The following is a 26,458-nucleotide window of genomic DNA, read 5'->3' as shown; positions in this document are numbered from 1 at the left end:
TCAGCTGCGGATGGCGTTGACCCCGGCGACCAGAAGTTCGGCCGCGCGTTGGGTGTTCACCGGCACCACCGGCTTGTCGGGCACGACCAACGGGTTGGCGGTGACGATCACCTGATAGTCGCCGAAGTGGGCGGAGTAGTTGTACACCTCGCCGGTGCGGGGCGCTCCGTTGATCACGGTCTGCAGGACCCGGTGCACACCGAGGGTCTGCGCGCCCTCGATCTTCGGGGCGTCGACCGACTCGACCGCGCCGCGCACCGCGCCGCCGCCGAAGGTGACCTTCTTGCAGTCGGGCCCCGGATCGGTCACCGGCACCGCCTCGTTGGTCTCGACGGCGATCACGATGAATCGGGTGCCCTGGCCCTCTGCGGAAACCGCGGCCATGTTCCCTTTGGTGCCGGGCGGCACCAGCTGGCCGGTGGCGAACGTCGCGCACCCGGCCGGGTCGAACTTCAGCCCCTCGGGCAGCTTCTGGCCCGTCAGCAGGTTGGGGTCGATACCGGTCCTGGCCACCTCGGTGACCTTGTACTCCGGCCCGAAGCTCGCCTTCAGGCCCGTCACCCTGGCGATGTCGGCGCTCTGCGATGCCTGCGATCCGCAGGCGGCCAGCACGCCGGCGCACGCCAGGGCCGCCGCGATTCTCGGGTTCGACATCGTCGCCAATGTACCCACCACCGGGCGGTCAGCCGCGCAGTGCGGTCACCGCTTCGGTCAGCAGATCGGTGATGTAATGCGAGTTCAGCGGCGGGTAGGGCGACCCCGGGTCGGTGACGAGCGTGACGAACACGACGTGGCCATCGAGGTAGGCCTGTGCTGTGGAGGCCTGTCCGTCGGTCTCGCGGCCGGATTCGACGACGGTCCGGGTGGTCACCCTCAGCGCGACGGTCTGGGCGCCGTCGATGCGCGGCGGGTCCACCGTGGCCACCGCACCGGTGGTGTGGGTGAACGCCATGGACCACTGGGCGCATTGCGCGATGAGGCCGGCATCCGGGGCAACCCGCGTCGCTGCGACGACCACGTACACGGTGCCGCCCTGGCCGGAGGCCGAATATCCGCGTGCCCCCGCATCGGCCGGCGCCGGGTCGGCCAGTGCCGCGCACTGCGCGGGATCGGCGGTCCAGCCGAGTCCGAAACCCCACGTCCCGGCGGCACTGACCGGTCCGACCACATCGGCGATCTCGTAACCGGACGGCAGGTCCGGGCGAATTCGCTTGATGTTGGCCGTATTCACCGCCTGCGGCGCCGCCAAGGTGCTCGACGTCGGTGATGTCGCCGGGGGCGGGGGCGACCCGCAGGCAGCCGCGCACAGGACCATCCCCAGGCAGAGCGCGAACCGCCGCACGTGGCCTTGATACCACTGTTTGATTCCGCGGTGGGCGAGCCTCGCGGGCTAGCCTGATCGGCATGTGCACTCGCGTGTTGTGGAACACCAACGATCTTGCGGTCCTCACCGGCCGGACCATGGACTGGCCGGAGTCGACGCAACCGTTGATCGTCGGTTTCCCCCGCGGCCGGGAGCGCAACGGGATCAGCCCCGCCGGGCCGGTCGACGACCCGAACCCGCTGCGGTGGACGAGCCGCTACGCCAGCCTGGTCACGACGATCTACGGCGTGGGCACCGTGGACGGCCTCAACGAGGCAGGCCTGGCCGGCCACGGCCTGTACCTGGAGGCCACCGACTACGGCGCCCGGGACGACTCCAGGCCCGCGGTCCAGGCCGGGCTGTGGTTGCAGTACCTGCTGGACCAGGCCGCCACGGTGGCCGAGGCACTGGCGTTGATGGAGGACGTCGAGCTGTTGAAGATCCGCGTTCGCGGGCGCGACGCGAATATCCACGTGGCCCTCGAGGACGTCGGCGGCGACTCGGCGATCATCGAGTTCGCCGACGGACGCGCGGTGGTGCACCACGGCATGCAGTACACCCTGATGACCAACGATCCCACCTACGACGAGCAGCTGAAGTCGCTTGCCGCGCAAGATTTTTCGCATCCCAGCCGGGAGATTCCGCTGCCCGGGAACGTCAACGCCGTCGACCGGTTCCAGCGTGCCGCCTACTATTCGGCGCTGCTACCCAAGCCGACTACCGAGCGCCAGGCGATCGCGAGTGTCATGGCGATCATGCGCAACGTGTCGGTCCCGTTCGGCGCCCCCTACGCCGAATTCGGCGTGTACAACACCGAATACCGCACCGTCACCGACCTGACGAACCGGATGTACTTCTTCGAGTTGACCACCAGCCCCAGCATCATCTGGGCCGAGTTCGACCGGCTCCACCTCGACGAGGCGACCGGGCCGGTGAGCGTCGACCCGTACGACGATTCGCTGGTTGGTGATGTCACCGACCGGTTCGCTCCGGTGACGTTGGCGTTCTAGCGATTCAGGCGCCAGATGTCGGTGGACAGCGCCGCGAACGAACACCACAGCGGGGTGGGGCGCCAGCGAAAAGGGAAGCGGACTTTGCGGTTTCGCCCCGGTCCCGCTTTGCGACCATCCGCGTCCGGCATACCGCCACGGCGGGCGGCTGTGCCGGCACGCGGGGCAAACGACCACACATTAGCCATATCCATTCCCGGAAAATCCGGACAATCTGCGGTTATCGGGCACTCGGAGCACTAAGCTCCTCAATCGAATTCGGTCGCTGATTGTGCGGTCGGCCACACGAACAAGGAGACACTCGTCCGATGAAGAAAATGACGGCGGTTGCGACGGCGGGTCTGGCCGCTATCTCGGTCAGTGTCGCGCTGGTTGGCTGCGGCTCCAAGACCGAGACCAAAACGTCGACCTCCACCTCGACCTCGACGTCGACGAAGACAACCACGTCGTCGAGCCCCACCCAGGCCGCCGGACCGAACAAGACGATCCAGGACTACCTGAAAGAGAACAACATTCAGGAGGCCGCGGTGCACCGGGGCGATCCGGGGTCACCGAATATCGACCTGCCATTCCCGCCCGACTGGTCGGACGCCGGTCAGCAGACTCCCGAGTGGGCCTTCGGGGCGATCGTGTACGACAAGCCCGAGGCTCCATCCGATCCGCCGAGCATCATCACGCTGGTCTCCAGGCTGACGGGGAACGTCGACCCGGCCAAGATCCTGGAGTTCGCACCGGGCGAGTTGAAGAACCTGCCGCAGTACGAGCCGCTTGGTGACGACAACAAGAGCACGCTGAGCGGCTTCGATGCCGTCCAGCTCGGCGGCACGTACGTGAAGGACGGCAAGAAGCGCATCATCGCGCAGAAGACCGTCGTGATCCCGGGCTCCGATGGCCTCTACGTCCTGCAGATGAACGCCGACGCCCTCGACGGGCAGAAGAACGTCCTGATGGACGCCACCAACGTCATCGACGAGAAGACGACGATCACCCCCTGATCGCCCTCACGGCTGCCGGTGCCGACTTCGCGCCCCGGCAGCCGCACCCAGTTCCGGGTCAACTCGGAGGAGGCGCACCGTGACCTTGCACAATCGCCCTATCCCAACGAGCCGGCCCGAAGTCTACGCGGCGAGCCAGAGGAAGTAATGGGTCTGTTCCGTCGCTCGGCCCCGGTCGACCTGGCTGTGTCGCCGCCGCTTGCCGTACTCCGCCAGACCGTCACGGCCACGGTCACCGGCTCTGTCGACCGGGTCAGGTCGGCGAGGCTGGACTGGGGCTACACCAACTTCTTTCGCCATCGCTGGGCCGGGCACGCCGATTCGGCCGCCGCGCAGCTCAACGACGACCTGTGGCTGCTCGGCGAGGTCGGCACGAACTACGGGGGCGACCGCGACACCGAGGAGTGGGTGAGCGTAACCGCCGTCGACCTGCCGATCGCCACCGGCGAGCTGACCGGCGGCTCTTACGATTTCAAGGTTCCGTCGTGGGCTCCGGCGTCCTCGCGGGAGATCGCGCGGTGGTCGTGCCGGCTGACGGTGGACCGCGAGGGACCGGATGTGGAGGCTCGCGGGGATTTCACCGTGGTGGTACGACCCGAGGACGCCGATGCCGGTGACGAACCGATGGAGCGCTATGACGGTTCGGGTGAGACGGTAATCGAGATCACGCTGCCGTCACCGGTGTACGCGGCGGGCCAGGTGGTGCGCGGGCAGATCACGCTGACGCCGACCACCGATGTTCCGGACGGGGACCTGGGGGTGTCGTGGCAGCGCCATCGCGAGTCGCATCCGCTGACCGGTAATCCCTGCACGACGGCTCCGGTGGACGGCCCGATTGTCAAGCTGGGCCAGGGGATTCGGTTGCGGGCAGGCGTTCCGACCGTGGTGCCGTTCGATCTCGTCCTACCCGAAGACGCGGCGCCGACGGCGGCTGCCGTGCACTCGTCGATGTCGTGGTTCATCCGCGCCGAGTTGTTCTGCGCCGGGTCCACCGGCCACATGACGGAACGGGTGCGCAAGCCGATCGTCGTGGTGAATGCGGTCGGTCAGGGCTGATCCAGCAGCGGAGCGCCACAGCGCTCGCGCATGTCAGCCAGCGGCTGGCGGATGCCTTGGAGTTCGGCCTTGGTTTGCGGGTTGGCGTCCAGAAAGTTCTGCACATCGGTCGGGACCTGATCCACCGGGCGGCCCGCCAGACTGGTCATGAAGTCATTGACGTCCGGATGGGTGAACAGATAGGCCGACGTAGCGGCTTGCACTCCGGCTGTGATGCCGGCCCGATCCGCGGCGGAGCAATTGGGAGCGGGATCGGCCAGCGCCGACGGGGCCGCCGCAAGCGCACCCGCGACCGCGCCCGCACCGAGCGCACCGACAACCATGCGGCGGGCCAGACGGGAATTAACCAACATGGCGGACTCCTTCAAGTAGGCGATGAGCGTCATGGCTAGCCTCGACCGGGTCTACCGCCGCCACCGCCGGGTCTGCCGCCCGGGATGATGGGGCCGCCGCCGACGCCCGGTCTGCCGCCACCGATGCCAGGAAGGTCCAGGTAGATGTTCGGGTCCCAGTTGTCGTAGTAGTCGCAGGTCGGATCTCCGTAACAGGGGTACGGGTCGAAGGTGGCCTGCGGTGGCGCGGACCCGCCCCGGACCGTGCCGCTGGAACACAGGGTTGATCCGCCGCTGTAATTGCAGTCTGCGGCGGCCGGCGACGCGACGCCCATTCCCACCACGGTTGCGGCCACCGCGAACGCTGGTACCAGGTAGAGCTGACGTTTCTGCACGTCTCTATTCAACATCCGTCCGGCTGACTTCGCGGCGATACGAGCCCCTGAGTCGCTCGTAGAGGTAGTTGTGGAATCGGGTGCCGACGTTACTCGGCCGGGCCCGCCGGCGAGATGCGCAGCCGGGTGTCCTCGTCCAGCGCCGGGTTGCCCACCTTCAGCTGACCGCCTGGATCACCTGGCGAGCCGAGTCGCGAATCTGTAGCGCCAGCCCCGGATCGATCTTCAGGGCATCCAATTTCGGAACATCGAACACGGTGGTGACCACACCGGGCTCGTCGCGTTCCCAATGCGCGCCGAAGCGATCCAGAATGGCGCGCATCGGCAGGTTATCGGTGAGCACCCGCGCCGAGAACCGCTTCACCCCACCGACGTGCGCTGCGATGATCAGCGCATCCATCAGGAAGTTGCCGATCCCCCGGCCCTGGTAGGCGTCGCCGACGATGAACGCGATCTCGGCCTCCGAGGGGTCACTCTCGTCCCGGACGAACCGCACGTCGGCCACCACCGGGCCGTTCGCCCCGTCGACCAGCACCCACACGAAGTGGTCCACGTAGTCGACCTGGAACAGGTAGTTCATCAGCGCCAGGCTGGGCGCACGCGTCGACATGAACCGCCGGTACAGCGTTTCGGTGGAGAACTCGACGGGCCCATGCGAGGTTCGTTCGCTGTCCCCGGGCAGCACCGGGCGCAGGGTCAGCTCGGTACCGTCCTTGAGCACCACCGGGATCGGGGTGACGAACGCGGCCAGCCGCTGGCGGGCGGTCCGGACCATCCGCTCGGTGATCCCCGGCAACTCGGCCATCGTCGTGAAGGCCGCTTCGTCGCCGATGTACCCGACCAGGGGTTCGGTCGTGGTGACCGTCGCCGTGCGAGGTTTGTCGCGCAACAACGCGATCTCGCCGACGATCGCTCCCGCGCTGACCCCGTCGAGGATCACCACACCGTCGTCGCCGACGTGGCGTACCTCGGCCCGGCCGGACTGGATCACTAGGAAGGACGCCGCCCGCTCGCCCTGGCGCATCAGCACCTGCCCGGCCGCAGCCCGCAGCGGCCGCAACAGCTCGGCCAGCGGCAGCAATTCCTCGGCCGAACAGCCCGTGAAGACGTCCATCTCGGCCAGCGCATCGGCACGCAGCGCAACCACCTCGGGCGTCGCCCCCAGTGCCGAGGCCAGGCCGCGATCGCCATCCTCAGCCGCCATGCGCCGGTCCATTGCCACCGAGGTTACCGATGGGCGGGAAACACCCGCGCCGCTTAGGCCTGAGTGCACTTTCCCACCGGAACGTGACCGTCGGCACAGCGACCGCCGCCAGGCGCCCGCGTTCAGCGCTGAAACCCGTTGCCGCAGTGGGCCTGCCGCCCGGTCACGATCGCGCGGGTGACCGTGCACCCGATCGCCCAGTGCGGGGAACTCGCCGATGCACCCTGACCAGGGGTTTCGGCGCCCACCAGTTCCATTTGCCCATCACGTGCATGAATGCCGGTACCAGGATGAGGCGCACCAGGGTGGCGTCGGCCAGCACCGCCAGAGTCAGTCCGAGCCCGAACATCCGCATGAACGACACGTGGGCGGCGATCAGCGCGGCGAAGGAGATGGCCATGATCAATGCCGCCGCGGTGATCACCCGTCCGGTGTGGGCCACCCCGAGTGCCACGCTCTCGTCGTTGTCGGCGGCGGTCTGCGGGGACGCCAGCCAGAACTCGCGGATGCGGGACACCAGGAACACCTCGTAGTCCATCGACAGCCCGAACGCGATGCAGAACAGCAGAACCGGCATGTTGGCCACCAGCGTGCCGGTGGGCGTCGTCCCGAGGGCGCCGAGGTTGCCGTCCTGGAATATCCACACCATCGCGCCGAATGCGGCGGACAGCGAGAGCATGTTGAGCAGCAGTGCCTTGACGGGCAGCACCACGCTGCCGGTCAGCAGGAAAAGCAGCACCAGCATGATCGCGGCGATCAGTCCGAGCACCAGGGGCAGCCGGGAAGTGATCGCGTGCACGCTGTCGCGGTTGATCTGGGCGGTCCCGGTGAACTCGACCGTGCGCCCGCCGGGGGCGGCGATGGCGTGCAGCATCTCGAGTTGATGTTCGGAGCGGTCGGAGAACAGCGGGGCCGCGCTGTCGACGGTCAGCAGAGTGCTGCCCGATGCCTGGCCGGTCGACAAGGACGGAGGTCCGACCAGGTTTCCACCGACGAAGGTGCCGGCGGGAGCCGACACCGCCGACACATCGGGAACCCGGGAGAGGTCGGCGGCGTAACGGGAGATCTCCCCGTCGGACAGTCCGTCGGAATCGGGGATGACGACCGGCACCGCGGTCTCGAAGTTGGTCGAGAAGTCGCGGCGCAGCTGATCACCCACCTGATGCGCCGAGGCCGACTTCGGCAGCACCCGTTCGTCGGGGAAACCGGGCCGCACACCGAAGAACGGCGCACCAAGGACCGCCAGTACCGCCACCCCGATCAGACCGATCGGCACGGCTCGCTTCATCACGAATTTCGTTGAGCGATACCAGAATTGCTGATCCACCGACTTGACCGCAGGCTCCGGGCGGCTCAGCATGCGGCGGACGTCGAGTGAATCGATGCGGTCGCCGAGCGCCATGATCGCCGCGGGCGTCACCACGATCGCCGACAGCGCGGCAAAGGCCACGGTGGCCACCCCGGCATAGGCGAAGGACTGCAAGAAGTGCATCGGGAACAGCACCATCACCGCCATGGACAGCGCGACGGTGGTCGCCGAGAACAGCACGGTGCGCCCGGCGGAGGCCATGGTCGCGATCAGCGCCTCCTCCCGGGCGGCACCCGTCGCGAGTTCGTCGCGGTAGCGGCTGATCATCAGCAGGGTGTAGTCGATCGCCAGGGCCAGGCCCATCGCGGTGGTGAGGTTCAGCGCGAAGATCGAGACGTCGGTGAAGAACGTGGTCACCCGCAGCACGGCGAGCGATCCGAGGATCGCCATGACGCCGACGGCGATCGGCGGCGCGGCGGCGAAAAGACCGCCGAACACCCAGACCAGCACCACAAAGCTCACCGGAACGACGATCGACTCCATCAGCAGCAGGTCGTGCTGGGACGTTTCGGTGATCTGCAGTTCGACCGTCGCGGTACCGCCCGAGCGGATCACGATCCCGTCGCTGTCGCGGCCGATCTGCTCGGCCAGCGACTCGGTGTAGCTCTGCCGCTTGCCTTCCTCGCCGACGATCCCGGCGACGATCAGACCCGACTTCTGATCGCGGCTGACCAGGCCGGCAGCCGCCCGGGGCGGCGATGTCCACGCCGAGGTGACGGTGGCGACGTGACCCGAGCGCTGCAGCTTGTCGATGGCGTCTAGGGCGGCCGCACGTGCTTGCGGACTGTCGAAACGGTCGGGGGCGGTGACGACGACGAGCAGCTGGACGTCACCTTGGCCGAGCTTCTCGGTCAGCAGCTTGGCTGCGCGCGCGGACTCCGAGGTCGGATCCTGGAAGCCACTCGGCGACAGGCTCTTGGCGACCGGGACCCCGAAGATGCCGATGGCCACCATGACGAGCGCCGCGACGACGATCACTCGCCGTGGCGCCGTGATGGCTAGCCGGGCGATCCCTCGCAGCAATGTTTCGTCCTTCGGTCCTCAGCACCGTCCTCTGGAGATACGTGCACGGCAGGTGACCGGTTCATTGCTGCGTGCGCGCCCCGGGCAACCTCGTAGGACGCTGTCGCAGCGCCCTACGGAGGTGGTGCCGGAGCCGAAGGTGCCGGGCAGAACACCGTTCGCGCGATTCAGCGGGTCAGGCGGCGGGTTTCGGATCCCTAACGATCTCGCGCTGTTCTGGCATCGACACTCGCATCCCCAGGCCCGCCGTGGTGTCGTGGATCAAGTGACGTCCCGTCTTTGGATCCGCACCGGCCAAGTGGCAACAGTGGCGGCAGGTTCGGCGCTGCTCGCCTTCGGGCTGCCCTCGGCAGCTGCCGCGCCGGCCTTCGATTCGCAGGGCTACGTCGACTCGACGGCGCGCTGCGCCGGCACCGCCGTGCTCTTCGGCAGCACCGACACCTCACGGGTGGCCATCTGCCCGTCGTCCTCCGGCGGGTACGAGTACCGGGGTGTCCGGGTCCGTGACGGCGCCAAGCTGATCCTGACGGCCACCCCGTCCGGCAGCGGCTCCTTCGTCGCCGAGAACGACGGCATCACCTACACGGTGAACTCCCGCGCACTGACGGTGAGTTCCGGCCGGAACACGATCCGCTCCGAGTCGTGGGTCGATTTCCACGGGTCACAGGCCCCGAAATCGCCTGGGGGGTCGACCGTGACGACAACGACGACCACCACCACCACCACCACGTCCGGCACGGCCGCGCCGTCGACGTCGTCGGCACCGACGTCGACGACTCCGACCTCGACCACCCCGTTGCCACCGCCACTGCCCGCCGAGGTGGGTGGCAGCAGCCGCTAGGGGTACACCCCCTGGCATGGCTGTGCTCGGACCAGGCGTGCTCTGCGGCCGCTACGCGTTGCGTGGCGTCATAGGCCGCGGCGGAATGGGCGAGGTGCACGTTGGCTGGGACAGCCGTCTGGAGCGCCCCGTCGCGGTCAAGCTGCTGCATCCCTCGTTCGCCACCGCGCCCGACCTCGTCGAGCGCTGGCGGAGTTGTCCGTGGGGAACATGTCGGGCAACAAGCGGATAGCAGGGTTGATGGCGGCGGGCCAGTTGCGGGCTGGTGCGGATGTCGGCCAAGGAGCATGCGATGGGCCCGTCCAGCCAGACGGCAGTTTCCAGCGTTGCACGTCGGTGTAGGTGCTCGGCATCGGCTGCTGGAGTTGCGACATGGTGTAGCCGCCGCCGAATCCGTGACCGGCCCATGGAGTGTGTGACTTCCGTTCAGCAACAAGCGTTTTCATGGAGGAAGGTCCGCTCGCGCTACGGTAGGTCGGCACGAAGCGCCACCCAGGTGAACTTCTGCGTCAGCCCGGTCGGGGTGACATGGTCGAAGCCACCGGAACCGACCGGTGTGAAACCTGGCCCGATCTCGGCGATGAGCCGGATCGGGCTGTAGCGCGCGACCGGCAGCCCCGAGCATGACGTCGGACCGGCTTCGCCAAAGGTCGAGATGATCGCTGCCCCACCGGGTTCGAGCGCCCGATGCAGCAGTAGTCGGTAGGCGGCTCGATCCCGTTCTTCGGTGAGGAAATGGAAGACGGCCCTGTCATGCCAGACCTGCCAGCGCCGGTCCGGGACCCATTCGAGCAGATCGGCCTTGATCCAAGTGACGGCGCCAGGCCGATGCAGGCGCGCCTGCGCGGCGTCAAGCGCCTCCTGGGAGATATCGAGGACCGAGACGTCGCGGTAGCCCTGCTCGACGAGACACCCGGCCAGAGGTGAGGCTCCTCCCCCGATGTCGATCACCGACGACGATGGACCTGCACCCACCATCTGCAGAAGAGCCAGGGACTGGTGTGGCTCTGGCTCGAACCAACTGACTCGGTCCGCGCCCACCGTGCGGTAGCGCTCGTCCCAGTGGGCCGCCCGCGTCTGCATGTCCGTCATCGACGTACCCCTCCCAGCGTCACGCATCGTTCAAGGTTGCCCCTGCCCGGTTGACTGTCATAGAGCCGTTGGTCCCGGCCGCTTGGCCATGGTGCGGCCCACTGGGCCGCCGAGTTCGCCGCCAGACACGCGGTTCCGCTGACGCTCCTGCACGCGGCCCAAAGCTGGACTGGCATTTCGCCAGTGCCGACCCACCCGCTGAAGCCGACCGGAGCGCTGACGGCGACCGGAGCGCTGACGGCGACCGGGTGCTCGCCGCTGCGGCGGCGGCCGTGCGGTCGGCGCATCCCGACCTTGCGATCCGCACGGCGGCCGTCAAAGGCGCGGTCGCGACAGCCTTGAGCGACGCCTCGCAATCCGCGCGGCTTCTGGTGGTGGGCAGCGGTGCGACGGATCATCGCGCGCTGGGCGGGCACGCCGTCAGGATCGCGCATCGGGCGCACTGTCCCGTCGTGGTCTGGCGACAACCGGTCGCCAAGCGGACCGGCAAGCCGCTGCCCGTCGTCGTGGGCGTCGATGAGTCGGACGGGTCGACCCGCGCAGTCGCCGAAGCGTTCGACATCGCCACGATGCTGCATGCACCGCTGACGGTAGTGCACATGTGGGAGATCGGCGCCGCGGTCGGCCTCGGCTACAGCCAGGGGTACATGGACTGGCAGCTGCTCGATCTGTTGCAGTCCCAGCAGCGTCAGCGGATGGACGAGTTGGTCGAACCGTTCGCCCGCAAGTACCGAAACGCCCATGTGAGCCAGGTCTTTCAGGACGTCAGCCCGGCAAAGGGGCTCACCGACCTGTCCCGGGAGGCCCAGCTTGTGGTCGTCGGCAGCCATGGCCGCGGGAGCCTCGCCGACTCGATCCTCGGCTCGGTCAGCCAGAACCTGATCCATCACGCCGAATGCCCGGTGCTGGTGGTGCGGTAGCGAGAGTTGGCGAGCTGGATCCGGCTCGAAAGCACCTGAACCGTTTCTGGCGTGACCGTGGCATGCTAGTGGCATGAATCGCATACGCCTGAGTACCACTGTCGACGCCGGGCTGTTGAGCAGTGCACGCGGCGTGCGGGCAGGAATCACTGACGCTGCTCTCATCGATGAGGCCCTCGGGGCATTACTTGCTCGGCACCGATCGGCCGAGATCGACGCGAGCTATGCGGGCTACGACGAGCACCCGCTTGACGAGCCCGACGAGTGGGGCGACCTGGCGTCCTGGCGCCGGATGGCCGGCGCCTCGTGAGCGCACTTCCGGCACGCGGAGAGGTGTGGTGGTGTGAAATGGCCGGGATCGGCCGACGCCCAGTCGTTGTGCTCTCGCGCGACGCGGCGATCCCTCGGCTCAAACGGACACTCGTCGCACCGTGCACGACAACCATCCGGGGGCTGGCCAGCGAGGTCGTCCTCGAACCGGATTCCGACCCGATCCCGCGCCGCTCCGCGGTGAATCTGGACTCTGTCGAAAGTGTCTCGGTCGGGGTGTTGGTGAATCGGCTGGGCCGACTTGCCGAGACGCGGATGCGCGCCATCTGCACGGCTCTCGAAGTCGCGGTCGACTGCTCTGGGTGACGTTGGAACTCGCCGGGACGGCGGCGGCGGGCCGTCGAACGGGCCGATTACCGGTCACCTCCGCCTTCGCCCAGCGCGGCATACGCGGGCCGCAGGATCTCGACCAGCGGCCGGCCGCGCACCCCGACAGTGACATCGGGAAGCTGATCGAGCAATGCCGTCGACAACGTCGCCCGCGGGCCTGGCGATGGGAGGTCGGCCTGCCGAATGAAATAGGAATCAAGACAATCGGTGAGCGGCCGCCCCGGCGGCTCGGCACGATCGGCAGCCGGGCGACCCTGCGACCGGGCCGCCTGCAGATTCGCCAGCAGATCCTCACGCTCGCGTCCACGCCAGGCGAGGATGGCGAACGGATCACCGTCAAACGACTCGGCCAACAGGTAGAACGTCGCGGCAAGGTGCTTGCACGGCACCGCGGCATCCGGGCAGGAGCAGTCCAGCGACAGCTCCCGAGGGGTCGCCGGGAACAGCGGAAGCCCCAGCCCGGCGAAGACTTCTTCGATATCCTCTGGCATCTCTCCGGCGAGTAAAGCGGCGGCATACCAAGCGTTTTCGGCCAACGCACCCTCTACCTGCGCCCACTCGCTCTTGTCGAAGGCACCGATGCCGATGCGCACCCGATAGGGGCGCACCCGGCTGCCCTGCACTCGTGCGGTGACCAACCCCGGACCCACATCCATCGAGATCACCTGCCCCTTGCGGGCATAACTGCGCCCGCGTTCAAGCCGGCTGCCCATTCCGATGCCTTCGAGCACCTCGATGAACCGCTTGGACCACCAGGTCTGGGCGATTTCGCCGCGGATGCTGCGGGCTTTGAGGCCGCCGTCGACCGAGCGGGGCCGCGACGGCGGCGGGAACCAGTCACTCACCAACGGCCCCCTCGGACAGGGCGAACAGCTTGCGCAGATCGCCGGTGGACAACTCTGTCAGCCAGCCTTCCCCGTCACCGACCACAAGATCGGCCAGCGCCTTCTTTTTCTCGATCATGTCGTCGATTTTCTCTTCGAGCGTGCCGGTGCAGATGAACTTGCGCACCTGGACCTTTCGCTTCTGGCCGATGCGGAACGCGCGATCGGTGGCTTGGTTCTCCACCGCCGGGTTCCACCAGCGGTCGAGGTGGACAACGTGATTGGCCGCGGTGAGATTGAGCCCGGTGCCACCGGCCTTCAGCGACAGTAGGAAGATCGATGGCCCATCACCGGATTGGAAGCGCGCCACCATCTGGTCGCGCCGATTCTTCGGGGTGCCGCCGTGCAGGTAGGCCACGTCCTGCCCGAACCGTGCGGCCAGGTGCGGCACGAGCATCTGGGCGAATTCGGTGAATTGGGTGAAGCACAGCACCCGGTCGCCCTCGGCGAGGATCTCCTCCAGGATCTCCTCGAGCCGGATGACTTTACCCGATCGCGCACCGACCGGCGAACGGTCGTGCAGCAGTTGCGCGGGATGGTTGCAAACCTGTTTGAGCTTGGCCATCGCGGCGAGCACGTTGCCGCGCCGCTCGATGCCCTCGGTGTTCTCGATCTTCTCCATCATCTCGTCGACGATGGATTGATACAGCGATGCCTGTTCGGCGGTGAGCTGGCAGTACTGCTTGATCTCGATCTTCTCCGGCAGATCGTCGATGATCGTCGGGTCGGTCTTGAGCCGGCGCAGGACGTAGGGGCGGGTGATCTTGCGCAGCCGCTCGGCCGGCTCGGTCTGGCCGTACTTCTCGACCGGGATCGCAAACCTGGTGCGGAAGACCTCCGACGAGCCGAGCAGGCCGGGGTTGAGGAAGTCCATGATGGACCACAGCTCGGCGAGCCGGTTTTCGACCGGGGTTCCGGTGAGCGCCACCCGGTGCGCCGCCTCCAATCGCCGCACCGCCTTGGCCCCGCGGGACAGGCTGTTCTTGACCGCCTGCGCCTCATCGAGCACCACGCGGTTCCACCGGAATGCGGCGAGCTCGTCGATATCGCGGGTCGCGGTGGCGTAGGTGGTGACCACGACGTCGATGTCGGCAAGATGCTCGCGCAGCGCGTCACCGCGCAGCCGAGCCGTGCCATGGTGGGCATAAACCCGCAGTGCCGGTGCGAATTTCGCGGCTTCCCGTTGCCAGTTGCCGACCAACGACATCGGGCACAGCAGCAGTGTGGGCCCGGTACCGGGTTCGTCGTGACGTTGCGCGGACTCCAGGGCAAGCAACTGCACGGTCTTGCCCAGCCCCATATCGTCGGCCAGGCAGCTGCCCAGCCCCAGCGAGGATAGGAAGGCCAGCCAGGACAGCCCGCGCTGCTGGTAGGGACGCAGCACCGCGGCGAACTCCGGCGGGGGTGCCAGCGGCCGCAACGACTGGGCTGCCGCCCCGCTGAGCAGGTCGCCGAGCCAGCCGTCGGCGCGCACAGCGGTGACTTCCAGCGGAGTGTCGGTGTCGGCGGGATGGCTGGCGGCCAGCGCGAGGATCTCGGCCGTGGTCGCTTGGCCGGTGGGATTGCGCGCCAGGAACTCCACCCCGCGACGTAGCTGCTCAGGGTCGACTGCCACCCACTGGCCGCGCAGCCGGATCAGCGGGGCCTTGGTCTCGGCGAGCGCGGCGATCTCGTCGTCGGTCAGGGTGTCGTCGCCGACCGCGAGTTTCCACTGGAAATCGATCAGCTGATCGCGGCCGAATCTGCTTGTGCCGCGGACTATCCCATCGACCGGCGTGTGCGCCGAGACGGCGATGCCGAGCCTGCGCCGCCGGTCCCACCATGCCGGCAGCAGAACACCGAACCCCGCCTCGTCGAGCAGGGGCGCTGCGGTGGACAGGAAGTGGTAGGCGCCGTCGGTGTCCAGGAGAATTTCGGAGGGACGTGCGGTGCGCAGGGCGGGCGCCAGTTCGGGGTAGATCCGGACGGCGCGGCCCAACTCGCCGAGCAGGAGTTCCTGGGGCCGGTCCAGCCATCGGCGCAGGCTGCCGTCTTCGTCCCAGGTCTGCTCCGCCGGCACCAACAGGCTGGGGTCGGCCATAGATTGCAGCAGGAACTCCAACCGCCAGGCGGGCTGTTGGCCGTGCGGCCCCTCGGTGTCGGTGAGCCGGAACATCGCCCTGGCCGGGCCTGGCTCGTCGGCACCGATCGCGTCCCACGGCTGCAACGCCTCGGCCAGCTCGTCGAGTTCGCCTGGGTCCGAATCGAACCGCCCATCCGGAGCGGTCAGCGCGGCCAGCCAGGCTTCTTCGGCTGGAACGTGTTTCGGGCGGCGGCCGCGCCGGGGCGGCAGCAAGTCGATCCCGGCCGGCAACCGCGACCGCACCGCCGCATCGACGAATGCATTCAACGCCGAAGTGGCCAGCTCATGGCCGTCCTGGGTCTCCGGCTCGGCCCGGCACACCGGTGGCATCGCGGCGATCAGCGAGTTCAGGGTCACGATGTCGGGACCCTGAACCACCGGACGCCAGATCGCGGCCGGCCCGTGTTCATCGCAGGAGAGCGCGGGCAGGACCCGGCCGCGCTCCACCAGCTCCCGCGCGAAGAGCGCCAGGTCGGCGAGATACGCCACGGAAGCGCCGTAGCGCACGTCGGCGGCAGGCTCGTCCAGCGCGGTCAGCGCCGACGCGGCGGGCAGCGACATCACCGGAACCGTCCAAGACAGCAGGACGGCTTCGGATCTTGGTGCCGGGCGCGGCGTGACCCGGAACAGCTCCGGTGAGTCCAGCGGCGACTTCCGCAACGACGGCAGCAACAGAACCGCGGCGGCCGGCTTGCCGGCGTGGATCGCGGCGATCGCGTCAGCGGGCGCGGCGAACGGATGTGGGCGCGCCGAACGCAACGCGTCGCTGGAGCTCGTCACCGTCAGCGTGGAATCCTCGGCCCACAGGCACAACCCATTCGAGGCGGACCAGAACCCGTGCAAGACCAACATGGACATTGTCTCTTTCGTCGGATGCGGGCCAGGGTATCGAACGAAGGAAAGCCTGCCGCGGCGCCACGCGGACACCGCTACGGCAGTTCACCGAGGTCGTGACGGGTGGGGCAGATGGTGTCATCGATGCAGAACGATGACGCCAGCAGTCATGCCAGGCCTCCGCCGGCGAGACTGCAGTCGGGACTACGCCAGAAGCGCCGATCACGACCGCGGTGCAATCACAGCACCAGAACGGTCAGCTTGCGGAATACCTGGTGGAGCTAGGGAGAATCGAACTCCCGACCTACTCGATGCGAACGAGTCGCGCTACCAACTGCGCCATAGCCCCTTGGTCGCTAGCAGGCTACCAGCACGACGCCCGCCAGCTGAAACGGCCTACTGGCCGGCGGCCCGAGGCAGGTCGTATTGCCGCGCGAACGGCACCTCGTCGAGGTGCTCGAAGATGGGGTCCTCGTCGTCGATCTCCAGGACGGCGGCCCCCGGCCGGCGCAGCCGGGACGGCACCACATCGAACTCGCGGTCCTCGGTGTTTTCCACCCCGAGCCGCGAGCGCGCCCTCCGCTGCTGACGGCGTCGACGCACTCGCTCCTCGATGCGGGTCTGCCGGCGAAGATATGCCAGGTACAGGATGGTCACCACGGCGCTGCTGACGCAGGCCCACCACAGGTCCGCGCTCAGGGTGAAGGCCAGCACGGCCGTCAGGATCATGACCGCCGACATGCCCATCAGCATCCGCTTGCGGAAGCGGTACTTGCGCGCGGTCACGGCCGCGGCCGTCGACGATTCCAGGCGTCGCGAGCGGCCCGCGCCCGGCGTCACAGCCATCGGCGACTCCTCCTCGGCCTCCAAACCCGAAGTGTCCTCGACATATTCGTACTCGTCGGCGGTACCGTCCTGCGGCTGCTCGTCGTCGGCGATCGTCTGGAACTGATCGGTGGAATCGCCCTCTGCGATGGTCTCTTCTTCGTCGATGTCCTCGGACGCGTCGGCCGCAACAGCACCGACGGCCTCGACGGGCTCAGCCTCGACCACCGGGATTACGACATCGTCGAACAGGCTGGGCTGGACAACGGCGGACCTCGTCGCGCCGCCGCCTACCGGAAGCGCACCGGAATCCTCGTCGACCACGTCGACATCGAGGTAGTCGGGCTCCTCGATGATCTCCTCGGCGACCGCCGCCACGACGACGACAGCGCGGGTGCGCACGGGCGCCACCTCGTCGTCGGAGTCAAGATCGTCGAACTCGTCTTCTTCGCGCTGCCAGTCGGGATCGTGCCGGTGTCCGGCTGCCGGGCGGCCCTTGCGCTTGAGCAGCCGCGACTTGTCGCCGCCGTTGAGCACCCGGGTGGCCAGGGCGACGTCACTCGTCCGGCGCACGGCGTCGCGCTTGCTGATGAGCATGGGGACCAACACGAACAACCAGAGCACCACAAGTGAGATCCAGAGCAATGACTGGGGGATGCTTGGCATGGTGCCTGCTCCTTTCCCGTCCAGGCTAGGTCCGCGACCTACGCAACCCGCGACGGCGCGCCGGAGACAATTACACACTTGTAATTAGCGGTTGACAAGCACCAACAGCCACAAAAGTCACATTAGTAACAGATGGCGGGGGAGTCAGGACCAGTGCGCCAACCCGCGCTGCACCAAACGGGACGCCACCGAGCCCTCGATCTCCTCGATCGTCATGGCCACCAGCAGGTGATCGCGCCACGCCCCGTCGACGTCGAGATACCGCTTCAGCAGGCCCTCCTCCCGGAAGCCCACCTTGGCCAGTACCGCGCGGCTGGCCGCGTTCTCGGGACGCACGGTCGCCTCGACGCGGTGCAGTGTCACCGGCCCGAAGCAGTGGTCGAGCCCGAGCGCCAGCGCCCCGGTGGCCACCCCCGCGCCGGTGACCGCGGTGGACACCCAGTAGCCGATCCAGGCCGAGCGCAGCGCGCCATGCGTGACGTTGCCGATGGTCAGCTGACCGCAAAATTGGCCGTCCAGTTCGATGACATAGGGCAGCATGCGACCCTTGCGGGCTTCGGCACGCAATCCCGAACACACCGGCGGCCATGATGAAATGGCATGGCGCACAGTCCAATCCACCTCAGCTGTCGGTTCCCAGGGTTCCAGGTGTGGCTGGTCGGCGAGCCGGATGCGACTCCACTGTGTGGCATCGCGCATCCGGATCGGCCGCAACCGGATGACACCGGCGGCCACCCGCAACGGACCGATTGGGGTCGGCCAGCCCGGATGAAGAGAACTGTTGCGCCAGAGGTTCACAGTGCCGGTTCCGGGTTCAGCCGCGCTGAGCCAGGAAGGCGACGTCGACCATCTCGCCGGTGCGCACCTGATCGACCTCGGTGGGCACCACCACCAGGCAGTTGGCTTCGGCCAACGTCGCCAACAGATGCGACGCCCCCGGCGCGCCACCGAGCGCCTGCACCAGATACTCGCCGGTGTCCTGGTAGCGCATCAGCTGGCCCCGCAGGAAACCCTTGCGACCCGCCACCGAAACGATCGGCGACAGCGCGCGCGCCCGCACGACACGCCGCATCGGTTGCCGCTTGCCGAGCGACAGCCGGATCAACGGGCGAACCATGACCTCGAACACCACCAGCGCGCTGACCGGATTGGCCGGCAGCAGGAACGTCGGCACCAAGTCACGGCCGAGCTGGCCGAACCCCTGCACCGAGCCCGGATGCATCGCGATCCGCGAGACCTCCATCTCGCCGAGTTCGGACAGGACGTTGCGCACGCCCTCGGCGGCCGCCCCGCCGACCGCGCCGGCGATGACCACCACCTCAGCGCGGCCCAGCTGGCCCTCGACCACCTCGCGCAGTTCCTTGGGCTCGGTGCTGACGATCCCGATCCGGTTGACCTCGGCGCCCGCGTCGCGCGCCGCGGCAGCCAGCGCGTAGGAGTTGACGTCGTACACCTGACCGTTGCCCGGGGTGCGGCTGATGTCCACCAGCTCGCCGCCGACACTCATGACGGTCACCCGGGGCCGGGGGTGCACCAGCACGCGTTCGCGTCCCACCGCGGCCAGCAGTCCGACCTGCGCGGCGCCGATGATCGCCCCGGCGCGCACCGCGACGTCACCGGGCTGCACGTCGTCACCCGCGCGGCGTACGTAGGCGCCCGAGCGGACTCCGCGCAACACGCGGACCCTGGTCTGGCCGCCATCGGTCCACCGCATCGGCAGTACCGCATCGGCCAGTGTGGGCATCGGCGCACCGGTCTGCACGCGGGCGGCCTGTTTGGGTTGCAGCCGGCTCGGGGTGCGCGTGCCGGCCTCGATGACGCCCATCACGGGCAGACTGATGTCGCCGCCGCCGTCCTCGTCCTCACCACCGACTCCGAGAACGTCCACACTGCGCACCGCATAGCCGTCGATCGCGGCCTGATCGAAGCCCGGCAGGGGATGCTCGGTGATGACTTCCTCGGCGCACATCAGCCCCTGCGCCTCGGCGATCGCGACCCGAACGGGACGCGGTGCCACCGCAGCCGCGGCCACCTTGGCCTGCTGTTCCTCTACCGAACGCACAGCGCGCCTTTCTGCCTCGAGCCCCGGTCAGGCGGGCCCGCCGCAGCCTCTACTGTTCGGTCTTCTCGGCCAGGCCCAGTCGCGCTACCAACCATCGCCGCAAGTCCGGGCCATAGTCGTCACGATCCAAGGCAAAGTCAACCGCAGCCTTCAGGTAGCCGCCGGGATTTCCCAAGTCGTGTCGAGACCCGCGATGGACCACCACGTGCACCGGGTGGCCGTCCTCGATCAGCAACTCGATCGCGTCGGTCAGCTGAATCTCACCACCCACGCCGCGCTCGACCCGGCGCAGCGCATCGAAGATCACCCGATCCAAGATGTAGCGCCCGGCCGCGGCATACAACGACGGCGCGTCCTCGGCCTTGGGCTTCTCCACCATGCCCTTGACCCGCAGCACGTTCGGGTTGGTCGCATCCGGCACCGTCTCGACGTCGAACACACCGTAGGAGCTGACCTCCTCGGGCGAGACCTCGATCGCACACAGCACCGTGCCGCCCCGCTTGGCTCGCACCTTGGCCATCGTCTCCAGCACCCCGCTGGGCAGCACCAGGTCGTCCGGCAACAACACCGAGACGGCATCCTCGTCAGGCGAGAGCACCGGCTCCACGCAGCTGACCGCATGGCCCAGGCCCAGTGGCTCGGCCTGCACCACCGACTCGACCTTGATCAACGCCGGGGCGCGCCGCACCTTGGCCAGCATCGCCTTCTTGCCGCGGGCCTCCAGTGTCCCCTCCAAGACGAGGTCCTCGACGAAGTGGGCGACCACCCCGTCCTTGCCCGCAGAGGTGACGATGACCAGCCGTTCCGCACCGGCCTCGGCGGCCTCAGCGGCGACCAGTTCGATACCCGGGGTGTCGACCACGGGCAGCAATTCCTTGGGAACCGTCTTGGTTGCCGGCAGGAATCGCGTCCCCAGACCGGCCGCAGGCACGATCGCCGTGCACGGAAATGGAACCCCGACCGACGTCATCATTTTTCACACCCTAACCGCAACATGACGGCCCTTCACTCTGGCGCAATCGAGGCGCTCGCTGACATGGTGGACGGCGTGCTCGCCGGAACCAAGACCCAGCTGCGGGCCGCTCTGCTGGCGGCCCGACGTGCGGTGTCCGAGGCCGACCGGGCGGCCGAGGCGCGGGCGCTCTGCGACCACCTGCCCGCGGTCGCCGGCGCCGGCGAGGTGGTGTGCGCTTACGTGCCCGTCGGGGCCGAGCCGGGCTCGCCCGCGCTGGTGGACCGACTGCGCGAGCAGGGCGCGCGGGTGTTGCTGCCGGTCAGCCGGACCGGTGCCGGCGGAGAGGCGCTGCCGCTGCGGTGGGGCGAGTACGTCCCCGGCGCCCTGGTCCGTGGGCGGTTCGGCCTGTGGGAACCCGCCGGACCGTTGCTCGAGCCGCAGGCCGTGGCCCAGGCCGCGGCGCTGCTGGTGCCGGCGCTCGCCGTTGACCGCCGCGGGGTGCGACTGGGCCGCGGCGGCGGTTACTACGACCGCTCGCTGTGTCTGTGCGCTCCGGGGACGCGCCTGATTGCGGTGGTCCGCGACAACGAGGTGCTCGACGAACTGCCGAGTGAACCGCATGACGTCCGAATGACGCACGCGCTGACCCCGGGACGCGGATTGGTAGCGCTCGGCGTCGTGCGGTGAGGCCACCGGCTTACGATGCACCCACCCAGGCCCTCTCGGGCCGCATTTACGGCACTTCACCGCGGCCCTCCCCCAGTTCACGGCGTTCAGGGAATGATACCCACCACATAGCGGTTCTGGCACTTGAAACGGTAGAGTGCTAACAAGTTTGTTTTCTCCCGGAGGTTCATGTGCCGACATACAGCTACGCCTGCACCGAGTGCGACAACCGCTTCGATGCTGTGCAGGCGTTCACTGATGACACGCTGACCTCCTGCCCCGAATGCTCCGGTCGGCTGCGCAAGCTGTTCAACTCCGTGGGAGTGGTGTTCAAGGGCAGCGGCTTCTACCGCACCGACAGCCGCGAGTCCTCGAAGAGTTCGAGCAAGTCGGAGTCCTCGACGTCGTCGTCGAGCTCGGAGAAGTCCTCCAGCTCGTCCAGCTCCTCGACGTCGGGCTCGAGCACCTCGGCACCTGCCGCCGCAGCCTCCAGCTAGCACTTATCAACAGGCGGGTTTCGTAGCGAAGCCCGGATGCCGGCCGTCCTTCTACTGTGGCGGCATGGGTAAATCGCTCAATCCGACTCTGCTGAGCCGGGTTTCGCGCGCCCTGCGCCCGGATTTCGCCCGCACGTTGATGGCCCGACGCATCGCAGCCGGTGGCCTGGTCGTACTCGCCGGCATCGCCGCACTGCGGCCCGACCCGGCCGACTCCCGCGCCGAGGTGGTGATCGCCACCCGCGACCTGAGTCCCGGCGTGACCCTGACGCCTGATGACGTGGCAGTCGAAAAGCGTTCCGCCCCAACCGTTCCCGACGGGGCCCTGCGCGCTGTCGAACCGGCGTTGGGCGCGACGCTTGCCGGTCCGACGCGTCGCGGTGAGATCATCACCGACGCCCGCGTGCTGGGGTCGCGGCTGGCCGGTCTCGCGGCGGGCCCGGACGCCCGGGTGGTCCCGTTGCACCTGGCCGATGCCGCGGTGTTGGACCTGATCCGGCCGGGTGACGTTGTCGACGTCCTGGGCGCGGTGTCGGCCGACACCGATGCCGAACCTCGCGTGGTAGCCGCCAACGTGATCGTGGTGCTGGTCTCGGCGAAAGCGAAGTCAGCAGGCGCCGGCGACGACCGCGTGGTCCTCGTCGCCCTGCCCGCAGCGGCCGCCAACGCCCTGGCCGGGGCCACGCTGGTCCAGACCGTCACACTGACGATCCACTAGGGCCACCCGGGCGGGGTCGGCACCGGCGTCGCAGTCCTTCCGTCCGATGTCACCGGTCCTTCGCAAAACTATCAGTCGACGGCGCAGCACACTCGTTACGCTTCGAGTTCTCCAGTAAAGAGAACCCGAACAAGAAAGGTGAAGATCTCGTGTTGAAGGGCTTCAAGGAGTTTCTCTCCCGCGGCAACATCATCGACCTGTCCGTTGCCGTGGTCATCGGCACGGCGTTCACCGCGCTGGTCACCAAGTTCACCGACAGCATCCTGCAGCCCCTGATCAACCGCATCGGGGCCGACCAGAACACCGAGTACGGAATCCTCCAGATTGACATCGGCGGCGGGCAGACGATCGATCTCAACGTCGTGCTGTCGGCGTTCATCAATTTCATCCTGGTGGCGGCGGTGGTGTACTTCCTTGTTGTCGTCCCCTACAACCGGCTGCGCAAGAAGGGTGAGGTCGAGCAGGCCGACGATACCGAACTGAGCCTGCTGACCGAGATCCGCGACCTGCTCGCCGAGCCGAATGGAACGCCGAAGAAGGTCACCGGCCCCGGTACCGACACCGCCAAGCACGCCAGCGCAGACAAAGACTGAGCGCAGACACTTTGTGACGTCCTCGGGGAGTCTCTCAGTTCATGTTCCAGGGTTCGCCGTAGGTGGTGACGGAGTCACCGGCCTTGGAGATCAGCCGGGCGAAGGGGCGCAGCAGCACACCGCCGGCCGCACCGGTGACGGTGCCGTGGGCGTTGGCCACCGCCACCGAGCCGTTGGGGCCCGAAACGTCGACGGAGAAGGTGGCGACCTCCTGGATACCGGGGCCATTGCCCAGATCCGCGCTGATCGACACACCCGGGAACAGGTTCGGGGTGATGACCGAGCCCAGCGGATTGAAGTTGCCCGGGGAGATGCTGGCGTCGTCGAGCAGAATGTTGGGGGTGGTGTAGCTGAAGTTGATGCCCACACCCAGCGACCACGGGAAGCCGACCTGGTAGCCCAGCTCCAAGGTCCCCGCGAAGTCGTCGGCACCCGGGCCGACCACGCTGTAGACGGCCTTGCCGGAGTGGAACCACTCGCGGGTCAGCCGGTTGCGGTCCAGCGGGAACACACCGTCGAGGAAGGTGTCCCACTGCTGAACCGTCATCGTACGGCCACCGCCGTCAACCAGACTCAGCTGATTGTCCAAACCTGCATGCGAGGTACCTGCCCCGGCGAACAACGCCGCCACGGCCGCGACCAACGCCACCAGCACTCGACCGATGACCTTCATGTTCTCCCTAGCTGTGTCGACGGTGACCCGGGGGCTCACCGATTTGTGGTTCGTGCCGGGGCCCCAACATGCGGGCACCGCACACCGCGTCAGGCAGACAAATGAGCGTCCTCACACTCTGCTCTCACGCTTCGCTCATCGCTCTTACGCTTCGCTCATCGTTGACACGAGGAACATAACGGCACGGCATCGAGGCGGCAACGCGTACCGTCGCGCTGATCCGAACTGATCATAGCCGGGGAAAGTTTGCTGGGAACTGAACGCAGGGCTACCGGATTCCGAACACGGCCCCACCGCCAACCGAAACCACTCCCGAGTATCGCGAGTTGCCCGGCCGCGTAGCCGGTCACCACCTGCAAGTTCCTCAACGATGATGCGGGGGAACGTTATCGCGCAGCCACTCGTCGCGTTCCGAGTCTTCGTGGCCGGCATTCGGGTCCCGTTCGTCAGAAGACTCCTGCGGCAGCTCGGTGCCGAAGATCTTGTTAACTGCGTGGCGATCGTGGCGCGCGGTACTCATCACAGGCCGCCCATTTTGTGACAAAGATCACAATCGGAGCATTTGTGCAGTTCACAGGCGTGTAACACAAGAACTCCCGGCGGATTTGCGGCGCCCTTAACAAACGGTACGCCGGCACACGGCGCCCGCCGGGCCAGCAAGCAAGGCTGCTAGATCTCGAGGCTGGAGAGCTGGCCGATCACGTGGGCGGCCAGCGGGTTGAGCGTTGCCATGCCGTCACGGACGGCGTAGCGGGACCCGGCGATGTTGACCACCAGTGTGCTGCCGGAGATGCCGGCCAGGCCGCGGGACAGGCCCGCGTCGGTGATGCCGGCCGACAGCCCGGAGGCACGCAGCGCCTCGGCGATGCCGAGCAGCTCACGGTCGAGAATCGTGCGGGTGGCCTCCGGCGTGACGTCACGAGGTGTGACGCCGGTGCCGCCCACCGACACGACCAGGTCCACACCGCCGATGACCGCGGTGTTGAGCGCATTGCGGATCTCGACCTCGTCAGCCGAGACGACCACGACACCGTCGACCACGAACCCCGCCTCGGCGAGCAGCTCGGTGACCAGCGGCCCGCTGTGGTCCTCCTCATCGCCGTGCGCCATGCGGTCATCGACGACGACGACCAGAGCACGACCCACCAACTCCCCAGGCTGTTCCATGGCCCTCACCGTATATCCGGCGGCGGACAACGGCGCAGTCGCACCGGTCACGGTCATGGGTTGGTCAACCACGACGCGGATCACTGGGTCGCCTTCCCGAGGGTGACCTGCACGGTCTTGGGCGACCCCGATGGATCGGTGTAGGTCAGCGTCACCTTCTCACCAGGTGCCCGCGAGCGGACAGCCGCCACCAGTGCGTTGGCGCTGCCGATCACCCGGTCGTCGACCTTGGTGACCACCACACCGCTGGGCAGGCCAGCGGTGTCGGCCGCGCCGCCCTTGGTGACGTCGACGATCTTGGCGCCGTGCGTGGTGGCGTCGTTGCTGACCTGTACACCGAGCGAGGCGTGCGACGCGCTGCCGGTGCTGATCAGTTCGTCGGCGATGCGCTTCGCCTGATCCACGGGGATCGCGAAGCCCAGCCCGATCGAGCCGCTCTGGGCATCGGGCGAATCGCCGCCGATGGTGGCGATCGCGGAGATGACGCCCACCAACTCGCCGTTCATGTTCACCAGCGCACCACCGGAGTTGCCCGGGTTGATCGCGGCGTCGGTCTGGATGGCGTCGAGCACGGTGTTCTGGTTCTTGACGTCACCGCCGGTGGCGACCGGGCGGTTGAGAGCACTGACAATGCCGGTCGTGACGGTGCCTTCCAGGCCCAGCGGCGAGCCGATGGCCACGACGTCCTGGCCCACCCGCAGGTTCGCCGACGAACCCAGGGTGATCGGGGTCAGGCCCGACACACCCTGCGCGCGCACGACGGCAACGTCACTGGCCGGGTCGGTGCCCACGACGGTGAAGGGTACGGTGCGGCCGTCGGCGAACGTCACGGTGGTGGTCGGGGCGCCGCCGGGCGCGCCTGCACCCGGTCCGCCGGGACCACCGGGGCTGATCGGGCCACCGGGTCCGGTCGGCCCGCCGGGCAAACCGGGAATGACCGGCGGTGGGGCCGCGGGAGCGCCGCCCGGTTCCTTGTCCGCGGCGGCGGCGACGACGTGATTGTTGGTCAGGATCAGCCCGTCGGAGGTCAGGATGATTCCCGAGCCCTCCTCGGACTGGCGGCCGAGCTCCGTCTCGAGCTTGACGACGCTGGGCACCACCTTCGCCGCCACCTGCTCCACCGAGCCCACCGGCAGGTTCGCCGCAGGCACGCTGGCGGGTCCGTTGGGCCCCGCTGACGTGATGGTTGTCACACGCTGATGGTCAGGATGGGCGAGTAGCACCACCGTGCCGCCGATACCGCCGGACACCACGGCGATCGCCAGGGCACCCGCCGTCAACACGCCCGCGCGCGAACGCTGACGCGGCGGCATCCCCGGCATGGTGGGCGGATTGCCCTGGCGCGCAGCGTGATACGGGTCGTAGGGCTGCCGGTACTGCTGCGGGGGCGGCTGGGTGGCGTACCGCCAGTCGTAAGGCTTTTGGTAACCGGCCCGGGGTACTTGCGGATAGCCCGGTGCCGCTTGCTGATTCGGCGCCGAGTGGCCGGGCCGCTGCGGCGAGGAGTACCTCGGATGGTCGGTCATGGTGTCAGAT

At 67.9% G+C, this 26,458-nt stretch carries 29 protein-coding genes, 1 tRNA gene and 2 pseudogenes; 13 read left to right on the top strand and 19 right to left on the bottom strand.

Annotation, left to right across the window (positions count from 1 at the left end; genetic code table 11):
- Both K9U37_RS07310 and K9U37_RS07305 read right to left on the bottom strand, forming a co-directional pair.
- Complete coding sequence (locus K9U37_RS07310; protein ID WP_243071130.1) at window positions 1-654, bottom strand: DUF5642 family protein; 654 nt, start codon at window positions 652-654, stop codon at window positions 1-3.
- A 28-nt stretch (window positions 655-682) separates the two neighbouring features.
- The gene (locus K9U37_RS07305; protein ID WP_243071129.1) at window positions 683-1,342 is read right to left on the bottom strand and encodes a DUF5642 family protein; all 660 of its coding nucleotides are present in this window, start codon (window positions 1,340-1,342) and stop codon (window positions 683-685) included.
- Between the two features lie 62 nt (window positions 1,343-1,404).
- Here K9U37_RS07305 and K9U37_RS07300 point away from each other — a divergent pair, with 62 nt between their 5' ends.
- The 3 genes from K9U37_RS07300 to K9U37_RS07290 all read left to right on the top strand — a co-directional run bounded on the left by K9U37_RS07300 (window position 1,405) and on the right by K9U37_RS07290 (window position 4,424).
- Window positions 1,405-2,373, top strand: a complete 969-nt coding sequence (locus K9U37_RS07300; protein WP_243071128.1) for a bile salt hydrolase — start codon at window positions 1,405-1,407, stop codon at window positions 2,371-2,373.
- A gap of 308 nt (window positions 2,374-2,681) precedes the next feature.
- Window positions 2,682-3,368: an envelope biogenesis lipoprotein LpqN gene (gene lpqN, locus K9U37_RS07295; protein ID WP_243071127.1), complete on the top strand. Its 687-nt coding sequence runs from the start codon at window positions 2,682-2,684 to the stop codon at window positions 3,366-3,368.
- Between the two features lie 147 nt (window positions 3,369-3,515).
- Window positions 3,516-4,424: a hypothetical protein gene (locus K9U37_RS07290; protein WP_243071126.1), complete on the top strand. Its 909-nt coding sequence runs from the start codon at window positions 3,516-3,518 to the stop codon at window positions 4,422-4,424.
- Here K9U37_RS07290 and K9U37_RS07285 read toward each other — a convergent pair.
- From K9U37_RS07285 to K9U37_RS07270, 5 genes and pseudogenes are all read right to left on the bottom strand, one after another.
- On the bottom strand, window positions 4,415-4,777 hold the full coding sequence (locus K9U37_RS07285) for a heme-binding protein (RefSeq protein ID WP_243073267.1): 363 nt from the start codon (window positions 4,775-4,777) through the stop codon (window positions 4,415-4,417). The two genes, K9U37_RS07290 and K9U37_RS07285, sit on opposite strands and share 10 nt — an antisense overlap.
- Before the next feature lie 35 nt (window positions 4,778-4,812).
- Complete coding sequence (locus K9U37_RS07280) at window positions 4,813-5,151, bottom strand: hypothetical protein (protein ID WP_243071125.1); 339 nt, start codon at window positions 5,149-5,151, stop codon at window positions 4,813-4,815.
- 49 nt (window positions 5,152-5,200) lie between these two features.
- A pseudogene (locus K9U37_RS20415) lies at window positions 5,201-5,306 on the bottom strand (shikimate 5-dehydrogenase); the annotation flags it as partial.
- Window positions 5,307-5,308: 2 nt separating this feature from the next.
- Entirely contained in the window at window positions 5,309-6,265 is a 957-nt protein-coding gene (gene pat / locus K9U37_RS07275; RefSeq protein WP_243073266.1) for an acetyltransferase Pat, read from the bottom strand.
- A 253-nt stretch (window positions 6,266-6,518) separates the two neighbouring features.
- The gene (locus K9U37_RS07270) at window positions 6,519-8,747 is read right to left on the bottom strand and encodes an MMPL family transporter (protein ID WP_243071124.1); all 2,229 of its coding nucleotides are present in this window, start codon (window positions 8,745-8,747) and stop codon (window positions 6,519-6,521) included.
- A gap of 265 nt (window positions 8,748-9,012) precedes the next feature.
- Between K9U37_RS07270 and K9U37_RS07265 the strand changes: the two genes are divergently transcribed.
- From K9U37_RS07265 to K9U37_RS20670, 3 genes are read left to right on the top strand one after another with little or no spacing between them, the layout of a single operon-like run.
- Entirely contained in the window at window positions 9,013-9,588 is a 576-nt protein-coding gene (locus tag K9U37_RS07265; RefSeq protein ID WP_243071123.1) for a hypothetical protein, read from the top strand.
- A gap of 16 nt (window positions 9,589-9,604) precedes the next feature.
- Window positions 9,605-9,820 carry a hypothetical protein gene (locus K9U37_RS20410; protein WP_372489414.1) on the top strand — a complete coding sequence of 72 codons (216 nt, stop codon included), beginning with the start codon at window positions 9,605-9,607 and terminating at the stop codon, window positions 9,818-9,820.
- Window positions 9,799-9,930, top strand: a complete 132-nt coding sequence (locus tag K9U37_RS20670; protein WP_443627155.1) for a CDGP domain-containing protein — start codon at window positions 9,799-9,801, stop codon at window positions 9,928-9,930. Before K9U37_RS20410 ends, K9U37_RS20670 begins: the two co-directional genes overlap by 22 nt.
- 123 nt (window positions 9,931-10,053) lie before the next feature.
- On the opposite strand, the gene K9U37_RS07255 is transcribed toward K9U37_RS20670, so the two are convergent.
- Window positions 10,054-10,680, bottom strand: a complete 627-nt coding sequence (locus tag K9U37_RS07255) for a class I SAM-dependent methyltransferase (protein ID WP_243071122.1) — start codon at window positions 10,678-10,680, stop codon at window positions 10,054-10,056.
- A 248-nt stretch (window positions 10,681-10,928) separates the two neighbouring features.
- Between K9U37_RS07255 and K9U37_RS07250 the strand changes: the two genes are divergently transcribed.
- The 3 genes and pseudogenes from K9U37_RS07250 to K9U37_RS07240 all read left to right on the top strand — a co-directional run bounded on the left by K9U37_RS07250 (window position 10,929) and on the right by K9U37_RS07240 (window position 12,236).
- Window positions 10,929-11,600 (top strand): universal stress protein, encoded by a 672-nt coding sequence (locus tag K9U37_RS07250; RefSeq protein WP_243071121.1) that lies wholly within the window; start codon window positions 10,929-10,931, stop codon window positions 11,598-11,600.
- A gap of 58 nt (window positions 11,601-11,658) precedes the next feature.
- A pseudogene (locus K9U37_RS07245) lies at window positions 11,659-11,910 on the top strand (type II toxin-antitoxin system antitoxin MazE5); the annotation flags it as partial.
- Window positions 11,907-12,236: a type II toxin-antitoxin system PemK/MazF family toxin gene (locus K9U37_RS07240; RefSeq protein WP_243071120.1), complete on the top strand. Its 330-nt coding sequence runs from the start codon at window positions 11,907-11,909 to the stop codon at window positions 12,234-12,236. The pseudogene K9U37_RS07245 and the gene K9U37_RS07240, both read left to right, overlap by 4 nt.
- A 47-nt stretch (window positions 12,237-12,283) precedes the next feature.
- Here K9U37_RS07240 and K9U37_RS07235 read toward each other — a convergent pair whose 3' ends face one another.
- The 7 genes from K9U37_RS07235 to K9U37_RS07205 form a co-directional block, all read right to left on the bottom strand.
- Window positions 12,284-13,108 carry an SWIM zinc finger family protein gene (locus tag K9U37_RS07235; RefSeq protein ID WP_252393947.1) on the bottom strand — a complete coding sequence of 275 codons (825 nt, stop codon included), beginning with the start codon at window positions 13,106-13,108 and terminating at the stop codon, window positions 12,284-12,286.
- The gene (locus K9U37_RS07230; protein WP_243073265.1) at window positions 13,098-16,118 is read right to left on the bottom strand and encodes a DEAD/DEAH box helicase; all 3,021 of its coding nucleotides are present in this window, start codon (window positions 16,116-16,118) and stop codon (window positions 13,098-13,100) included. The genes K9U37_RS07235 and K9U37_RS07230 overlap by 11 nt, the downstream gene beginning before the upstream one ends.
- A 255-nt stretch (window positions 16,119-16,373) precedes the next feature.
- Window positions 16,374-16,449, bottom strand: a tRNA-Ala gene (locus K9U37_RS07225).
- A gap of 47 nt (window positions 16,450-16,496) precedes the next feature.
- Window positions 16,497-17,591: a divisome protein SepX/GlpR gene (gene sepX / locus K9U37_RS07220; protein WP_243071118.1), complete on the bottom strand. Its 1,095-nt coding sequence runs from the start codon at window positions 17,589-17,591 to the stop codon at window positions 16,497-16,499.
- Between the two features lie 144 nt (window positions 17,592-17,735).
- Window positions 17,736-18,389 (bottom strand): GNAT family N-acetyltransferase, encoded by a 654-nt coding sequence (locus K9U37_RS07215; protein WP_243071117.1) that lies wholly within the window; start codon window positions 18,387-18,389, stop codon window positions 17,736-17,738.
- Window positions 18,390-18,405: 16 nt separating this feature from the next.
- On the bottom strand, window positions 18,406-19,653 hold the full coding sequence (gene glp, locus K9U37_RS07210; RefSeq protein WP_243071116.1) for a molybdotransferase-like divisome protein Glp: 1,248 nt from the start codon (window positions 19,651-19,653) through the stop codon (window positions 18,406-18,408).
- A 49-nt stretch (window positions 19,654-19,702) separates the two neighbouring features.
- The gene (locus tag K9U37_RS07205; RefSeq protein ID WP_243073264.1) at window positions 19,703-20,623 is read right to left on the bottom strand and encodes a UTP--glucose-1-phosphate uridylyltransferase; all 921 of its coding nucleotides are present in this window, start codon (window positions 20,621-20,623) and stop codon (window positions 19,703-19,705) included.
- Window positions 20,624-20,647: 24 nt separating this feature from the next.
- Between K9U37_RS07205 and K9U37_RS07200 the strand changes: the two genes are divergently transcribed.
- The 4 genes from K9U37_RS07200 (at window position 20,648) to mscL (ending at window position 23,082) form a co-directional block, all read left to right on the top strand.
- Entirely contained in the window at window positions 20,648-21,295 is a 648-nt protein-coding gene (locus K9U37_RS07200) for a 5-formyltetrahydrofolate cyclo-ligase (protein ID WP_243071115.1), read from the top strand.
- 170 nt (window positions 21,296-21,465) lie between these two features.
- Complete coding sequence (locus K9U37_RS07195) at window positions 21,466-21,771, top strand: FmdB family zinc ribbon protein (protein ID WP_243071114.1); 306 nt, start codon at window positions 21,466-21,468, stop codon at window positions 21,769-21,771.
- A 64-nt stretch (window positions 21,772-21,835) separates the two neighbouring features.
- Entirely contained in the window at window positions 21,836-22,489 is a 654-nt protein-coding gene (locus tag K9U37_RS07190) for an SAF domain-containing protein (protein ID WP_243071113.1), read from the top strand.
- Window positions 22,490-22,638: 149 nt separating this feature from the next.
- Window positions 22,639-23,082, top strand: a complete 444-nt coding sequence (gene mscL / locus K9U37_RS07185) for a large-conductance mechanosensitive channel protein MscL (protein ID WP_243071112.1) — start codon at window positions 22,639-22,641, stop codon at window positions 23,080-23,082.
- Between the two features lie 34 nt (window positions 23,083-23,116).
- On the opposite strand, the gene mspA is transcribed toward mscL, so the two are convergent.
- From mspA to K9U37_RS07165, 4 genes are all read right to left on the bottom strand, one after another.
- Window positions 23,117-23,755 (bottom strand): porin MspA, encoded by a 639-nt coding sequence (mspA, locus tag K9U37_RS07180; RefSeq protein WP_243070720.1) that lies wholly within the window; start codon window positions 23,753-23,755, stop codon window positions 23,117-23,119.
- A gap of 364 nt (window positions 23,756-24,119) precedes the next feature.
- Window positions 24,120-24,275: a hypothetical protein gene (locus tag K9U37_RS07175; protein ID WP_243071111.1), complete on the bottom strand. Its 156-nt coding sequence runs from the start codon at window positions 24,273-24,275 to the stop codon at window positions 24,120-24,122.
- A gap of 149 nt (window positions 24,276-24,424) precedes the next feature.
- Window positions 24,425-24,979, bottom strand: a complete 555-nt coding sequence (locus K9U37_RS07170) for a MogA/MoaB family molybdenum cofactor biosynthesis protein (protein ID WP_243073263.1) — start codon at window positions 24,977-24,979, stop codon at window positions 24,425-24,427.
- Between the two features lie 23 nt (window positions 24,980-25,002).
- Window positions 25,003-26,448 carry a S1C family serine protease gene (locus K9U37_RS07165; RefSeq protein ID WP_243071110.1) on the bottom strand — a complete coding sequence of 482 codons (1,446 nt, stop codon included), beginning with the start codon at window positions 26,446-26,448 and terminating at the stop codon, window positions 25,003-25,005.
- Between the last annotated feature and the right edge of the window lie 10 nt (window positions 26,449-26,458).

Origin of the sequence: Candidatus Mycolicibacterium alkanivorans (assembly GCF_022760805.1) — a bacterium.
Classification (GTDB): domain Bacteria; phylum Actinomycetota; class Actinomycetes; order Mycobacteriales; family Mycobacteriaceae; genus Mycobacterium; species Mycobacterium alkanivorans.
This window is presented reverse-complemented; position numbering and strand designations above follow the sequence as displayed.